This is a genomic window from Aquimarina spongiae, from assembly GCF_900141785.1.
GTDB classification, from domain to species: Bacteria; Bacteroidota; Bacteroidia; order Flavobacteriales; family Flavobacteriaceae; genus Aquimarina; species Aquimarina spongiae.
The window spans coordinates 139,349-156,111 of the sequence record NZ_FQYP01000002.1 but is presented as its reverse complement, the minus strand read 5'-3'; the positions used below and the strand labels follow the sequence as shown (position 1 = coordinate 156,111).

Genomic DNA, 16,763 nt, shown 5'->3' with positions numbered 1-16,763 from the left:
GAATAAGGCTGTTTAGCTATTATTTGACTCCCTCCGTATAAAAAATTACGCATTGAGTATCAGTGTTAATATTTTTATAAAGACTTAATACAAACACAAATCTTTAACTCATGAAACCAATCAATCTTTGGGACTGGTTAGAGGGGATTATACCCAAAAAATCAATCCGAGTTTTCAACTTTTTAGCGATTATTAGCGTACTTCTTATCGGTAACTTGTGTCAGGCACAAGTGAATACCGGAGGAAGCGCAACTACATCTAATCACAACAAGCAAATTATTGGATATATTACCAATTGGGATGCTTGGAAAGCCGCTAGCGCGGGAGTACCCTCTGCAGGTGCTCTAACACAATTGAATATAGATTATTCAAAATACACAATTCTTAATTTTTCCTTCTTTGGAGTGGCAGTCGACGGGTCATTGCATAGTGGAGATTTAAGAAATAAACAAATCTATCAAGAGGGGCAAGTACAGCAACCAGGAGATTTATTATATGGTGATGTTTATAGCAGTTGGGATTTCTATATTCTTTTTGGAGAAATAGAGCCCATACAGTGGATCAATGAAGATGTCAAACAACGAGCAGAAGCTTTAGGTTTTCAGGTAGAAGTTGGCGGAAATACATGGACACATCCCGAATGGGGATTAAGCGGGGTATTGCCACTTCCATTACCAAAAGAAGGTAGTGGAGCCAAAGGACTCCTCGAACTTGCTCATGACAATGGGGTAAAAGTGATGGCTTCCATAGGAGGTTGGAGTATGTGTAAACATTTTCCTGAAATGGCAGCAGATCCGGTAAAACGAGCTCGCTTTATCGAAGACTGCAAAAAGCTGATCAATATGGGCTTTGATGGTATCGATTTGGATTGGGAATACCCAGGACCTTATGCTGGGATGAACTTTACAGGTACCAACGCTGATTTTGCCAATTTTGCAACTCTGGTTCAAGAGATTAGAACGGCTATTGGCCCAGATAAATTGATCACTGCCGCAATGTCTGCAGATCCTGTAAAATTGGATGGATTCAACTGGCCTCAGTTAGTGAGTAGCATGGATTACTTCAATATGATGACCTATGATTTTAATGGAGGATGGTCAAATATTGCAGGACATAATGCACCGATCTATCCATACGATGGAGCCGAAGCGCCAGATTTCAATTGGCAATCTACACTTAACAAACTACTTTCTTTGGGAGTTCCATCGACTAAAATCAATTTTGGGATTCCTTTTTATGGTAGAGGAGTGGTTACCGAAGGTACAGCTGCTCTCAACGCACCTACTTCTAAAAGAAATGTAACTATACAACCTGATGGACCAGTAAGTACATCTGCAGATTATACCAACTGGCCTTTGGATGTGTATGATGGAACACCAAACCACTTTTTTATCAAACAAAAAACAGGAGCAGGTAGTGGATGGACCCGACAATGGGACGATCAGGCCAAAGTACCTTATATGACCAAAGGAAATTTCTTTTTGAGTTATGATGATGAAGAGTCTATAGGAATTAAGGCACAATATATCAATGAGAATAACCTTGGCGGAACTATCGTATGGACTGTTTTTGGGGACCTTGAAATATCAGGTACGGCCCAGTCCTTTGGAAATAAACTAAAACGATGGTCAAATGTGAAATCACCTTTGGTAAATAAGGTAAATGAAGTTTTTGCCACTGGAGGAGGAAATATTAACCCTACTGTATCTATAGGCTCTCCAGCTAACAATACCGAGTTTTCTGCTGGTGATGATATTGCAATTACAGCCAATGCCAATGACATTGATGGAAGTATTACTAAAGTAGAGTTCTATGCAGGTACAGTTTTGCTAGGAGAAGATTCTTCTGCTCCATATGCGTATACATGGCAGAACGCACCACTGGGACCTAATTCGATAATCGCAAAAGCTTATGATAATGATGGGGGGAGTGCAACAGCAACTGTATCTGTTATTGTTGGTGATATCGATGTAGAAAATCAATTACCACAAGTAGCTATTACTGCTCCTCAAGATGGAGCTTCCTTCGCGTCAGGAGCTACTATTGGCATTACTGCTGATGCTTCAGATTCTGATGGTACCATAACCAAGGTAGAATTTTATGATGGAAATGTGCTCTTGGGAGAAGATACTACAGCACCATATAGTTATGACTGGACAGGAGCCTCTTCAGGAAATCATACGATACAAGTAAGAGCTACTGATAATAGAAACGGAACAAGCCAGGTAGCAGTTGCTATTACGGTTACTGGAGGAGACAACTGTTCTGTACCAGCATATGTTCCTGGTCAAGTGTACACAGGAGGCGATAGAGTGTCTTATCAAGGAAATGAGTACGAAGCCAAATGGTGGACACAAAACAATGACCCCGTAACGAATCGCGAAAATGTTTGGAAACTGATAGGTCCTTGTGGAGATGGTCAAGCGGCCCCACAGGTATCCATCACCTCACCTTCAAGCGGACAAACATTTACCGATGGTAGTGCAGTAACAATAAATGCTACCGCATCAGATGCAGATGGAAATATCACTAAAGTAGCATTCTACGTAGATGGAAATTTGATTGACGAAGATACTACGGCACCATATACTACAAACTGGAATAGTACTCTGGGAAGTCATAGCATTACTGCTATTGCTACAGATAATGCTAATTTGTCTACGACTTCATCCGCTGTATCCATTTCAGTAAACACAGATGGAGGTTGCGGTAATAGTAATTTTAAAGTTGTGGGATATATGCCCAGCTGGCAAGGTGCCGCAAACGGAATTCAATATGATAAGCTAACTCATATTAACTATTCTTTCCTACTACCAAATAGTGATGGTAGTTTACGACCGCTCGAAAATGCTGCAAAAATGCAAGAAATCGTTACTTTGGGGCATGCGCAAGGTGTAAAAGTATTGATTGCTGTAGGAGGATGGATGGATGGTAATGACTCTCCATTTACTACATTGGCAGCAAATCCAACGACAAGAACAGCTTTTATAAACAATCTGGTCAATTTTGTAAATCAATATAATCTTGACGGAGTTGATATGGATTGGGAATATCCTCGAGAAGGGAATGAACCTCAACACTTCGAATTGTTAATGCAAGAATTAGGTCAGGCTATGCATAGTCGTGGAAAACTGTTGACTGCTGCAGTTGTGGTTTCCGGATGGAATGCAGATGGCGTACTTAACGGTGTTTTTGATGATGTAGATTTCTTAAATATTATGGCCTACGATGGTCCAGAGCACTCTACAATGGCTCAAGCCGAGGGAGGATTAAACTATTGGTTAGGTAGAGGATTACCAAAAGAAAAAGCAGTATTGGGAGTTCCTTTTTACAGCCGCCCACAAGCGCAGAGCTATGCTTCATTATTAGTACAAGGCGCTAGCCCAAATAGTGATTCTTTTCAAGGAAATAATTATAACGGAATCCCGACGATCAAAGCGAAAACGCAAATGGCATTAGATCGTGCTGGTGGAATCATGATGTGGGAGCTATCTCACGATACTTCAGATCCGAACACCTCTTTATTGGCAGCCATCAATCAGGTAGTTGGTGATCCTTGTCAACCCGATAACGTAGCACCACAAGTGTCCATTACTACGCCTCAGTCCGGAGCAACATTTTTAGTGGGTAATGCTGTTACTATTAGTGCGTCTGCATCAGATAGTGATGGTAGTGTCACAAAAGTAGTGTTCTATGTAGATGGAAATATGATTGCAGAGGATACAACAGCACCTTATACGGGCAATTGGACTGCAGTTCAAGGCAATCATACGCTTACTGCAATCGCCACCGATGATAAGGGAGCTACAACTACATCTTCTGCGATAAGCATCGTAGTAAATACCGATGGAAATACCGTTTCTGGAGGAACAATAAGTGGTGGGCCATTTGTATTTACAGTAGGAGATGGTATTGCTGATAATGTTTCGGGAGTTACTTTGACCGGAAATAGCGGAACTAACTCTCAATGGGTGGTTACCGATGATATGGGCACTATACTTGGGTTACCGGCAGCTCCAGAGGATGTGAATTTCGACGAGGCCCCTGCAGGGATCTGTTTGATCTGGCATTTAAGCTATGAAGATGGATTAATAGGTCTTGCTGCCAACAATAATACTTCAGATTTACAAGGAGATTATGATTTTTCAAACTCGATAACTGTTACCAGAAATCCAACCGATGGAGGTGAATGTAATGACCCGCAATATGTAGAAAATGGTGGGTACGAAGCAGGTAGTGTGGTGCAAAACAATGGTAGTTTGTATGAATGTAAACCGTATCCATTCTCTGGATGGTGTAATGGTGCAGCTTGGGCTTATGCTCCAGGAGAAGGAACATATTGGGAAGATGCATGGACCTTGGTAGGAGCATGTGATGGGGGTAACCCTCCGGGTAACGAAGCACCAACTGTTACGATTACACAACCTGCAAACGGACAAACATTTACAGCAGGAAGTACTATAACTATTAATGCATCAGCATCAGATAGTGATGGTACAGTGACCAAGGTTGAGTTCTTCAGTAATGGCACCAAAATAGGAGAGGATACCAATAGCCCTTACAGTTATACCTGGAGTAATGTGTCTACCGGAAATTATACCTTAACTGCCACAGCAACTGATAATGACAACGCTACAGGTGATGCCACTGCGGTAAATATTTCTGTAGGATCTACAAATCCACCAAATCCTGGAGGAGATTTACCGAGAAGGATTTTGGTAGGGTATTGGCATAATTTTGACAATGGTTCTTCGATACCAAAGCTAAGAGATGTATCCGATAAATGGGATGTGATCAATGTATCTTTTGCCATCCCGACCGTACCTAATGGAGCTACAATGGTTTTTACTCCGGATCCAGCGATCTATTCAAGTGTTCAGGAGTTTAAGAATGATGTTGCTTTATTGCAAAGTCGAGGTAAGAAAGTATTAATCTCTATGGGTGGTGCAACCGGAGCTGTAGATGTAGATAGCCCAGCAGATGCTCAAGCTTTTAGTAATTCGATGATCAGTATTCTCAACGAATATGGTTTTGATGGAATGGATATTGATTTTGAAGGTTCTTCAATTTCGTTGGCCGCGGGAGATACCGATTTTAAAAACCCAACATCTCCTAAGGTGGTTAATTTAATCAATGCATTTAGAACAATCTTAAGTCAATATAGCTCTGATTTTATATTGTCGATGGCTCCGGAAACGCTATTTGTGCAAGGAGGATTTAGTGGATATGGAGGACCAAGTGGAGCTTACCTTCCTTTAATCTATGCACTCCGAAACGATATGGATTACATTCATGTGCAACATTACAACACAGGGTGTATGCTTGGTTTAGATGGATTGTGTTACGGATCAGGAAACGCAGATTTTCATGTTGCCATGGCCGATATGTTGCTGCAAGGATTCCCAGTAGCGGGTGGACAACAGTTCCCTGCTTTGCGTCCGGATCAGGTTGCTATAGGATTACCGGCAAGCCCATCTGCAGCGGGGAGTGGATATACTGAAGCTTCAGAGGTGCATAAGGCATTGGATTATATCATCAAAGGGCAATCGTTTGGAGGACGTTATACGTTACGTAACCCTTCTGGATATGCAAATTTCCGAGGATTGATGACTTGGTCTATCAACTGGGATATTGTAGCTGGTTTCGGATTCTCTAATCCGCATAGAGCGTATCTGGATGGTTTGGATACCAGAGCAAGCCTTGTCCAAGAAGAGGAAACTACCGAAGTTACCCTTTCTCCAAACCCAGTTAAAGGAGATGTGATCAACCTAAAATTGGATAATCAAGTATCTAACAGCACTTTTGATCTGCAAATTTTTAATGCCACAGGTATACAGGTATTACAATACCAAAATACTAAACTACAAAAGGGAAGTAACCTAGCCACTTTTGATGTAAGTCAACTAGAAGAAGGATTATACTTCTATACGATTACCACCACAAAAGGTAAGACCACAGGAAAGCTTATTAAGCGTTAAGCTCTCATTTTTTTGATCACCCGATGATATTAGAATTGCTGTCATCGGGTGATTTTTTCTTTCTCTATTTGGGAATCCTAATTCCCCTCTTAAAACATCAACTATGAAAACACAAAATATATTAGCCAATTATATTGTTTTGATTACTCTTGTGTTCTGCATATTGTTTAGTGCAAAGACCATCGCTCAAAACACCCCTGTATCCCAAAATGGTCAACTAAAAGTATGTGGAACACAACTGTGTAATCAATATAATCAACCCATACAACTGCGTGGAATGAGTACCCATGGTATACAATGGTATGGATGGGGAGATTGTTTAACCGAAGCTTCACTGGATGCTTTGGCATACGATTGGGAAGCAGATATCCTTCGTATTTCTCTATATGTACAGGAAGGAGGGTATGAAACCGATCCGGTTGGGTTTACTACACAAGTGAGTCGACTGATTAATGAAGCCACAGAAAGAGGAATGTATGCACTAATTGATTGGCATCAACTCAGTCCCGGAGATCCAAATGCCAATCTCGAAAATGCCAAAAGATTCTTTACCGATATAGCCAACGAACACAAGAATAAGAATAATATTATATATGATGTGTGCAATGAACCCAACGGTGCTGGGGTGAACTGGAATCGTATCAAAACATACGCAGATCAGATCATCCCGGTAATTCGTGGGATTGATAACGATGCAGTGGTTCTGGTAGGTACTCAGGGATGGGCAACATTTGGAGTGTCTGGAGAAGGGAACCTACAGGATGTACTCGATAACCCGTTATCTTTTGATAATGTGATGTATACATTTCATTTTTATGCAAAGAGTCATCAGGATGCATATCTAAATGTTTTGGATCAAGCTTCTAGTCAATTGCCTGTTTTTGTCACCGAATTTGGAAGTCAGGAATTTACAGGAGATGGGCCGAATGATTTTGTTATGACCCAACGTTTTATTGATTTGATGCGCCAAAAGAAAATTAGTTGGACCAGTTGGAATTACTCTGATGATACCCGTTCTGGAGCTGCATGGCAGGCAGGAACATGTTCTGGAGGTCCATGGACTACCAATCGATTAAAAGAAGCCGGTAGTTGGATACGTGATAAAATTAAATTTCCAGCCGATGATTTTCCGGGGGGTGATCCGGGAGAAACCCAAAGGCCTTATTTAGGGACTCCAGCTATAATTCCTGGAATTGTAGAGGCAGAGAATTATGATCTTGGTGGTTCTGGTATTGCCTACAACGATCTTAGTTCTGCAAATCAAGGAGGTTCATATCGTACTGATGAAGTCGATGTAGAACCCTGCTCCGAAGGAGGATATAATGTGGGGTGGATCAATGCTGGCGAGTGGTTGGAGTATTCTGTAGATGTACAAGAGACAAAAACGTATGCTCTTGAAGTTCGTGTAGCTGCTATATCCGGAGGGAAACAATTTCATTTGGAAGTCAACAATCAAGATGTTAGTGGTCCTATCATTGTTCCTAATACGGGAGGGTGGCAAGTTTGGCAGACTATTTCAGCTAATGTTCCCCTTACTGCAGGACCACAGATTATACGGGTATTTATGGATAGTGGTGATTTTAATATTCATCGATTTACATTTACTTCTGAAACAACCCCTGATAATCAATTGCCGATTGTCACGATTACCGCACCCCAACAAGGAGCGACATATACAGCAGGACAAACCGTAACTATTTCTGCAAATGCATCCGATGCAGATGGTAGTGTAACTCGTGTAGAGTTTTTTGTGGATGGAAATAAGATCGCAGAGGATACTTCGGCTCCTTTTGATGCTAGTTGGGTATCAACTACAGGAAGTCATTCAATTTCGGCAATAGTTATCGATAATGATAATGCCAGCAGTACATCTTCTGCTGTTACTATTTCCGTAGAAAACAATACTGGAGGTACGACCTGTACTGATCCACAATATGTTGAAAATGGAGGTTATGTTGCGGGTAGTGTGGTTCAAAATAATGGAAATACCTATGAATGTAAACCGTATCCGTTTTCAGGATGGTGTAATGGAGCTGCATGGGCCTATGCACCAGGAGAAGGAACCTATTGGCAAGACGCCTGGACTTTGGTAGGCGAATGCGATGGAGGCAATCCGCCTGATGGAAATGAAGCCCCTACCGTAACTATTACACAGCCTAATTCAGGACAATCTTTTGTCGCGGGAAGCACGATTAACATTACGGCTTCAGCTTCAGATACAGATGGAACAATTAGTTTGGTGGAGTTTTTTAGAAATGGTATAAAAATAGGAGAAGATTCCACAGCACCTTATGAGTCGATTTGGACCAATGCTACCACAGGTACTTCTACCTTAACTGCCAAAGCAACTGATAACGATAATGCAACCACAGAATCTTCACCTGTAACTGTTACCGTAGGTACTGTTACTCCACCACCTACCACAGGATTACCAGCCAGAATTTTGAATGGATATTGGCATAATTTTCAAAATGGATCTGGGTTAATCAAATTACGAGATGTATCTCCCAACTGGGATGTGATTAACGTATCCTTTGCGGTGTCTAAAATTTCTCCTACCGATGGTGAAATAGGCTTCGAGTTGGATCCTGTTTTTGGGACGATTAATTATGATGTTAATGAATTTAAGTCAGATATTCAATGGTTACAAAGTCAGGGTAAAAAAGTAATTATCTCTATCGGTGGTGCTGAGGGACAGGTGCAATTGAATACCACTTCGGCAAGAGACAAGTTCATTACCTCCATGATTTCGATTATTGAAGAATACGGATTCGATGGGATGGATATTGATTTTGAAGGACAATCTCTTTCTTTCAACCTGGGAGATACCGATTTTGAAAATCCCACCACTCCGGTAATCGTGAATACCATAAATGCGGTGAGAGATGTATGCAACCATTTTGGAGATGATTTTATCCTTACGATGGCACCAGAGACCTTTTTTGTGCAGCTGGGGTATTCTTTTTATGGAGGAATTTCTGCAGGAGCAGATCGCAGAGCAGGAGCATACTTGCCGTTAATTCATGCGTTACGTGATAAGCTTACTTTTTTACAGGTACAGTATTATAATTCTGGTTCGATAACCGCATTAGATGATCAGTTTTACGGTATGGGTAATTCAGATTTCTATGTGTCTTTGGTGGATATGTTGCTGAAAGGTTTTCCGATAACAAGAGATCAAAGTAAGTTCTTTCCAGCTTTAAGACCTGATCAGATTTTGATTGGAGTTCCGGCAACAGTAAACGCTGGTAATGGTCATACAGGAGCACAAGGTGTAATTACGGCTCTCGATTACCTAATCAAAGGAAATGGATTTGGAGGGCAATACAATCTTACACAAACCTATCCGGCGTTGCGAGGTGTGATGAGCTGGTCTATCAATTGGGATGCATTCGAAAATAAAAACTTTTCAAATACAGTAAGAGCCTATCTCGACGGATTAGGAAGTCGAAGTAATGAAGTAGTTACATCGCTAAAAGTGAATACAGAAGAGCTTAGCATATTTCCGAATCCAATACAAAAATATGTACACTTCACTCTAGATACACCAATTCATAATTTCAGCATCGAGGTCTACAATATGGCAGGTATAAAGGTGTATCAAAAAGATAATTTTACTAATAATAAGGCCAATACATCGCTGAGAATAGATTTGGAACATGTAGCTCCTGGAATGTATTTTTATAAGAGTAGGGTAAACGACAAAAGATATACAGGAAGATTGATCAAGGAATAATAGTAAGTAACTCTTAAAACTAACAATTATGAAAACGATCAAAACACAAACGATCCTGCTTTTATTTACATCCTTATGCGGCCATTTGTCAATTGCACAAAACTGGACTTTGGTTTGGCAAGATGAATTTACAAACGGAATAAGTACGGACTGGGTTTTTGAAACCGGAAATGGAAATTCTGGATGGGGTAATAATGAACTTCAGTATTATCAACAGCAAAATGCAACTGTTGAAAATGGTAACCTGGTCATAACAGCTCGGCAAGAATCTGTGGGTGGGTTTAATTATACTTCTGCAAGAATGAAAACCCAGGGAAGAAAATCCTGGAAATACGGTAAGGTTGAAGCTCGTATTGCAATGCCTTCTTTTACGGGTTCCTGGCCTGCATTTTGGATGTTGGGCAATAGTATTTCATCAATAGGTTGGCCTGCCTGTGGTGAAATAGATATTATGGAGCATGTAAATACCGAAACACAAACTCATGGAACCATCCATTGGCAGGATCATAATAATCTATATGCTAATTATAGTGGGGCTACTCCTGTCGGCAATATTACAGATTTTCATGTGTATACCATAGAATGGGATGCCAATGCTATCAAATGGTATGTGGATAATACCCTGTATCACGAAGCTAGTATTGCCAATGGAGTGAATGGAACCTCGGAGTTTCATGAAAATTTTTTCATTTTACTCAATATGGCGATAGGAGGAAATTGGCCTGGATTTGTAGTGGATAATACTGCTTTTCCTGCAAGGATGTTAGTAGATTATGTTCGAGTGTATCAACAAACGAATACGCCTTCAGGACTTGTAAATCTTTTTCAGCATTGTGATTACGGTGGCTATAGCATACCTCTAAATGAAGGTAGCTACTCCATGAGTCAACTGCAGGCACTTGGGTTTGTGGATAATGATATATCCTCAGTTCGTGTTCAGGATGGATATCAAGTTACCATGTATGAACACGATAATTTTACAGGAGCATCTTTGCTAAAAACAAGTGATGATAACTGCTTGGTAAATGAAGGGTTTAATGATATTATGAGTTCGGCAATCGTGTCCAAAATTCAACCTTCCTGGTCTACACGCATCGAAGCAGAAAACAATGTCGTACAGTCTGGGACTCAAACCGAACCTTGCTCTGAAGGTGGGCTTAATGTGGGGTGGATTGATGTTAATGATTGGTTGGTTTGGGATGTAACTATTCTAAGAACAGGAAGTTATTCTGTTGAATATCGGGTGGCAAGTCCCAATTCTGGAGGGAGACTTCAATTTGAAAAGGCAGGTGGAATTCCTGTTTATGGCACCCTAGATATTCCTAATACAGGAGACTGGCAAAACTGGACCACTATAGCGCACAGGGTTAACTTAGAACAAGGAGCTCAGCAAATAGCGATCAAAGCTCTTTCAGGAGGATGGAATATCAATTGGCTTGAGATACGATCTACGACCAATACTTTTACTTCCAAGGTAAAATTAAATCCAAGTAAAGAAGAACACTTAATCATTTACCCTGTTCCTGCTACGCATGAAATTCGATTGGAAGGTGCAAAAGCCCAAACTTCTCTTGGTATTTATAACCTAGATGGAGATCTACTGCTAACCACTAAAACGAAGTCAGATGATACCTCTTTGATTATAGATATACATGAATTGCCTTCAGGAATGTATGTAGTAAAAGACTTTAAAACCGGTAAAACCAAACGTTTTACAAAACAATAAAGAATGTAACAATGAAAACCAACATAGATAAAAACCACAATAGGAGGATATCAAAAGTACTTTGTACGATATTCATAATGATCCAATGCTCAATAATTGCGCAAACACTTCCGTACCAGGTGGAAAATAATTCAGATTATCCTGATGATGAGGTATATGTAGCTATCGTAGGGATAACAGATGGTCATGTCTGGGTAGATCCGGTAACAGGCCAGGTCAACCCCATGCGGGTTTCGGATAATACGGTGGCAGGACCAATCATTGATGGTAATACAGGACCGGGAAACAATGGCTTGTACGCAAATTGCTTTCGAAAATTAAGTGATATTCCCGGTAAGATAATTAACATCCCCAAAATAGCAGGATGTAGGATCATGATTTCCTTTCAAAGTCAATTGTATTTATATTTTTTTGGACATTCAGGTTCGCCAAGCGGATATGCTGCACCAAACTTATCTAATCCTACAGATCCTAATCAAGGAATCAAGTATGAATTGATAGAACTTACTTTCAATGATTTTGGACTTTGGTGTAATACTACAAGGGTTGATTCGTATCAGTACCCTATGGGACTAGAAGTCTGGGGAACTGACTTTTACAAAAGAGTTGGAGAGTTAAAAACACATCAGGAAATATTAACGGCCTGGAAGACAACTGCTCCTTCAGCATATCAAGGTCTTTTGGATGCCAATCAAGGAATCATTCATTTTCCAACCAAAACCAACACTTTTCCTGTTAATTTTTTTGATGATTACATTGACGCCATTTGGAACAAATATCGCACAGAGGTCTTGGTATTTAATTCTGGTCAGGCTGGAGTTTGGAGAGGTAGTGTTGTGGGTAATGAGTTTATCTTTACCAGAGATGGTGATGGACAGCTAGCAAAAATCCCTGGCAAACCCACCACCATCGAAGCTATGGAAGGAAGTGGTGTATTGGCTACCGGACCACAATGGGATTTGGTGGTGCAAGCACAATTTGTTGCGGCTATTACTCGTCATGCTATTGATTTGAATACGTCTTCTGGAGTACTGCAGGATTTTGGCGATATTGCTACTTACTACCAAACCTGGCCATATAATTGGTACTCAAAGTTCTTTCATAGATCAGATATCAGTCAGGATAGCCAAACCTATACTTTTGCTTATGATGATGTGTTTGACCAGTCGGCAACAGTGCATACATCAAATCCTAACAGAATAAAAATCACTATTGGTGGTTTTGCAGGAAGCACTCCTCCGAATACTCAAGTTGTTTCTCTATTTCAACATTGCAATTTTGGAGGATATCAGGTAGCCTTAACAGAAGGTAGATATACACTAAGTCAGTTACAGAACCTGGGAGTAGTAAATAATGATATTTCATCCATACAGGTACAAGATGGATATCAAATAGCGATGTACGATACCGATAATTTTACCGGTGCTTCGGTAATCAAAACTACCAACGTTCCTTGTTTGGTAGATGATGGTTTTAACGATAGGGTAACTTCACTGATCATTTCAAAAACAAATAATCCCGAGTCTATTCAAATCGAAGCCGAAAACTATGTAATAGAATCTGGGATACAAACCGAAGCCTGTAGTGAAGGAGGACTTAATGTAGGATGGATTGATGCTAATGATTGGTTGGTTTGGGATGTAACTATTCCAAGAACAGGAAGTTATTCTGTTGAATACCGGGTGGCAAGTCCCAATACCGGAGGTAGACTTCAATTTGAAAAGGGAGGTGGGATTCCTGTTTATGGAGCATTGGATATTCCTAATACCGGAGACTGGCAAAACTGGACCACTATACAGCATGTTGTTAATTTAGAAAGTGGAGAACAGCAAATAGCAATCAAGGCACTTACAGATGGTTGGAACATCAATTGGTTACGAATAACCAAAGTTGAAAGCAATGTAAGGTTGAATCCAGAGAACTCTACCGTTCAAGACCTTATAGCATATCCTGTTCCCGCTTCAGGCGTGTTAAATTTAAAAGGACTCTCATCTACATCTGCCTTGGGAATTTATAATGCATATGGGAGATTAATTCTCAAAACAGATATAAATGGAAAAAGAGACATTATGGTTTTGGATATACGCCATTTAAAATCGGGAGCATATGTTATAAAAGATTTTAAAACGGGCAAGATCACGCGGTTTACAAAACAATAATCCAAAAGAATACAAATAAGGCCCTGCCTGGGCCTTTACTACCCCTAGCACTTTTTAAAATAATACTAATCTAAATTTTGATATTATGAAAAAAATTAAACTGTGCTCATTTTTTCTGTTTTTATTGAGTTTTTCTCAACTTACTTTTTCGCATGGGACCGTCATTTGGCCCCCTAGTCGAATTTACAATTGTTACAACAATCCAACAACTAGCATATGTCAACCTTGTGGCAATGCAGTCTATAATTGGATGGGAGTCTTACAGCCGGATACTAATTTTGGTAGACACCAGGATTTTGTGCCGGATGGTCAAATTGCCAGTGGAGGTAATGGTAGCGCAATAGATTTTAGTTGTCTGGATGCTTTAACGAATGCCTGGCCCGCAACAACAGTTAATCATGGATATATAGATGTGCAATGGCAAAATACAGCACCGCATAAAACACAATATTATAAGGTGTATATTACTCCTTTGGATTGGAACCCTACCCAACCATTACGCTGGAATGACTTGTTAGAAATTGGCCATGTTGGTCAAAGCCCAGCAGCGGCATTTACTACGATTAGATCTTTTATTCCCGATTCTTATGCTGGCAAACGAGCCGCTCTGGTAAGTGTTTGGCAACGGGATTATAACGAAAGTCATGAAGCATTTTATTCGGTAAGCGATATAATGGTGGATGGTGCAACCGGATGTAATACAGGAGATTCAGTAGCTGTTACTTTTAATAACACCACCGATTGCACACTTCAGTATTTTCAAGATAGTACTCTTATGGGAACAGCCACTGCTGGCAATGTATATGATACAAACACTACAGTAGGTAGCCAATGGCAGGCAAAAGATCTTTCTAATCATCTAATTAGTGAATTTACAGTGAATTGTGAGCAACTGGTGTATACTTCTGTAGGGAATTGTGAAGGTGCTGGAAGTGATGAATGTGATGGTTTGACTACTTGGCTGTCTACAACAATTTATATAGGTGGTGATCAAGTGGCATACAATGGAGTAGGATACCAGGCAAAATGGTGGACCCAAGGAGATGATCCGGAAGCCAATTCAGGTCAGTGGGATGTATGGAAAAATATGGGAGACTGCACTGGTACTACTCGTAATAGTTTCAAGCAAACGTTTGAAATCAAAAGCGTTTCGAATGCTTTCGGCAATGTTTCAGAAGTAACATATCAAGTAGATATACCCAGGAAGTTAACCATGACCATACGAAGCTTATCCAATCAAAAAGTGTTAACCGTATTTGAAAATGAACCTAAAACACCGGAGATACACCTGCATTCTTTTGATACGAAAAGCTTGGCTCCAGGAATTTATTTATGTGTTTTAGAGGATCAAAATGGAGCTTTTACAAGCCATAAAATCATTGTTAGATAGTATGAAATGGGTAAATGGAAGCGTGATTTGTCGAATACTAAATCAATGCCTTCGGATACTAGTTTAGTACCAGTAAATAAGCAATGTAGAACGTACTTTTGGGGGGTCAAAAACCAAACGACCACACCAAAACCAATTTATATCTAAACCTAATACAAACTCAACTATTATGAAAAAGACAATCGCAAAGTCATTGTTTTTAGGGCTTTTGGTTACTGCATGTACCCATGAGACCTTTGACGATACGATTCTTAATCAATCGTCAAAAGAAGAAACCGTAGAAGTAGCTTTCCCAAATGAAACAGGTAAAGTAAGTGAAATGTACCACGCCGGAGAAAAATTGGCCATAGAAGAGATCAATGGACAGTTTGTTATGGAAGGGGATATTATTTTCGAAAAGGACATGTTGACTCGAGATCTAGAAAAACTTGTTTTTGAGCCAGGTGAAAGCGGGGCAACCAAAAGTGTAGGTAGAACTGGAGCGCGTTGGCCCAATAACACTGTCTATTATACTGTTGATGCCGATTTACCAAAGCAGTACCGAGTTACCGATGCTATAGCTCATTGGGAGGCAAATACTGCATTAACCTTTGTACGTCGTACTAACCAATCTAATTACATTCGATTTAGAAAAGGGTCTGGGTGTTCTTCGAGTGTAGGAATGATTGGAGGTCGTCAGAATATCAATTTGGCTGATGGTTGTTCTACTGGAAGTACAATTCATGAGATTGGCCATGCAGTAGGGTTATGGCATGAACAGAGTAGGGCGGATCGTGATGATTGGATCACCATACAATGGCAAAACATCCAATCAGGGAAAGAACATAATTTCCAAACTTATGTACAACGAGGACGAGATGGAGATGAATATACCAATAGCTTGGATTTTGGTTCGATTATGATGTATAGTTCAAGATCTTTTTCAAAAAATGGGCAACGTACGATCACCAAAAAAGACGGAAGTGGCTACAGTACACAACGTAATGGATTATCTGCCGGAGATCTGGAAGGGATCAATAAAATGTATCCAGCCGACGGTGGAGGAGAAGAGTACGAAAATGGAAATTATTACACTATCCAAGGAGTACGTGTATACCGTTGGAATGACCAATGGTGGTATTACGATCGTAATCAAAGCCGTTGGAGACGTGTAGAATTAAGAGGTACCACCTGGTATTATATCAGTTAAGCATACGTTTAACAATCGTCATTGAGTTATCCCTAGAATCTTTAAGAATCTGGGGATTTCTTTTTTCAGAATGCTTATTTTAGTTGTTTGGATCAAGATCTTAGAATCGTATACATTAAGTTTTTGAGCATATCATTTATGAAAGCAATCTATTGGATATCAACGCTATTGTTATCAGCAATTTTACTGTGGAGTGCAATTGCCTATTTGATCAACAAAGAAATGATTGAGGGGGTCAAGGCTCTTGGTTTTCCTGATTTTTTTAGGGTTCAACTAGCAATTCTAAAAATTATTGCAGTATTGTTATTGTTGATCCCGCAAGTCCCGCTACAAGCCAAAGAGTGGGCTTATGCCCGGACAGGGTTGTTTTTTATCACTGCGATTGTAGCCCATATTGCGCATAAAGACGGTTGGGGAATTACCTTTCTCAACCTTGTGTTTATTATGGTATTGATCACTTCAAATGTATATTTACACAAACTATTGGCTACTCGTTAAACATTGAAAAAAATACTTCTCAAAATAATGTAGTATAATTTGTATAGCAATGCCTAGTTTTGTCGATACAGACGAAATTGCAAAAAC

At 40.0% G+C, this 16,763-nt stretch carries 7 protein-coding genes; all 7 read left to right on the top strand.

The genetic code is table 11. The features are described 5' to 3' along the window. Positions 1-110: 110 nt before the first annotated feature. The gene (locus tag BUE24_RS24140; protein WP_073314744.1) at positions 111-5,978 is read left to right on the top strand and encodes a glycosyl hydrolase family 18 protein; all 5,868 of its coding nucleotides are present in this window, start codon (positions 111-113) and stop codon (positions 5,976-5,978) included. 103 nt (positions 5,979-6,081) lie between these two features. After that, positions 6,082-9,714 carry a cellulase family glycosylhydrolase gene (locus BUE24_RS24135; protein ID WP_084549412.1) on the top strand — a complete coding sequence of 1,211 codons (3,633 nt, stop codon included), beginning with the start codon at positions 6,082-6,084 and terminating at the stop codon, positions 9,712-9,714. Positions 9,715-9,742: 28 nt separating this feature from the next. Then, positions 9,743-11,440 carry a carbohydrate-binding protein gene (locus BUE24_RS05365; RefSeq protein WP_073314742.1) on the top strand — a complete coding sequence of 566 codons (1,698 nt, stop codon included), beginning with the start codon at positions 9,743-9,745 and terminating at the stop codon, positions 11,438-11,440. Between the two features lie 11 nt (positions 11,441-11,451). Further along, positions 11,452-13,599, top strand: coding sequence for a beta-1,3-glucanase family protein (locus tag BUE24_RS05360; RefSeq protein ID WP_073314740.1), 2,148 nt, complete (start codon positions 11,452-11,454; stop codon positions 13,597-13,599). Positions 13,600-13,684: 85 nt separating this feature from the next. After that, a complete protein-coding gene (locus BUE24_RS24355) occupies positions 13,685-14,989 on the top strand; it encodes a lytic polysaccharide monooxygenase (RefSeq protein WP_073314738.1) in 1,305 nt (434 codons plus the stop codon). A 169-nt stretch (positions 14,990-15,158) separates the two neighbouring features. Continuing rightward, positions 15,159-16,178, top strand: a complete 1,020-nt coding sequence (locus BUE24_RS05350) for a M12 family metallopeptidase (RefSeq protein ID WP_073314736.1) — start codon at positions 15,159-15,161, stop codon at positions 16,176-16,178. Positions 16,179-16,316: 138 nt separating this feature from the next. Further along, complete coding sequence (locus BUE24_RS05345; protein WP_073314734.1) at positions 16,317-16,676, top strand: DoxX family protein; 360 nt, start codon at positions 16,317-16,319, stop codon at positions 16,674-16,676. The last annotated feature ends 87 nt before the right edge of the window (positions 16,677-16,763 follow it).

Excerpts from the sequence above, each read along its gene's own strand:
- BUE24_RS05365 (WP_073314742.1), top strand. The coding sequence starts at position 9,743 with ATGAAAACGATCAAAACACAAACGATCCTGCTTTTATTTACATCCTTA.
- BUE24_RS24140 (WP_073314744.1), top strand. The coding sequence starts at position 111 with ATGAAACCAATCAATCTTTGGGACTGGTTAGAGGGGATTATACCCAAA.
- BUE24_RS05350 (WP_073314736.1), top strand. The coding sequence starts at position 15,159 with ATGAAAAAGACAATCGCAAAGTCATTGTTTTTAGGGCTTTTGGTTACT.
- BUE24_RS05360 (WP_073314740.1), top strand. The coding sequence starts at position 11,452 with ATGAAAACCAACATAGATAAAAACCACAATAGGAGGATATCAAAAGTA.
- BUE24_RS24135 (WP_084549412.1), top strand. The coding sequence starts at position 6,082 with ATGAAAACACAAAATATATTAGCCAATTATATTGTTTTGATTACTCTT.
- BUE24_RS24355 (WP_073314738.1), top strand. The coding sequence starts at position 13,685 with ATGAAAAAAATTAAACTGTGCTCATTTTTTCTGTTTTTATTGAGTTTT.
- BUE24_RS05345 (WP_073314734.1), top strand. The coding sequence starts at position 16,317 with ATGAAAGCAATCTATTGGATATCAACGCTATTGTTATCAGCAATTTTA.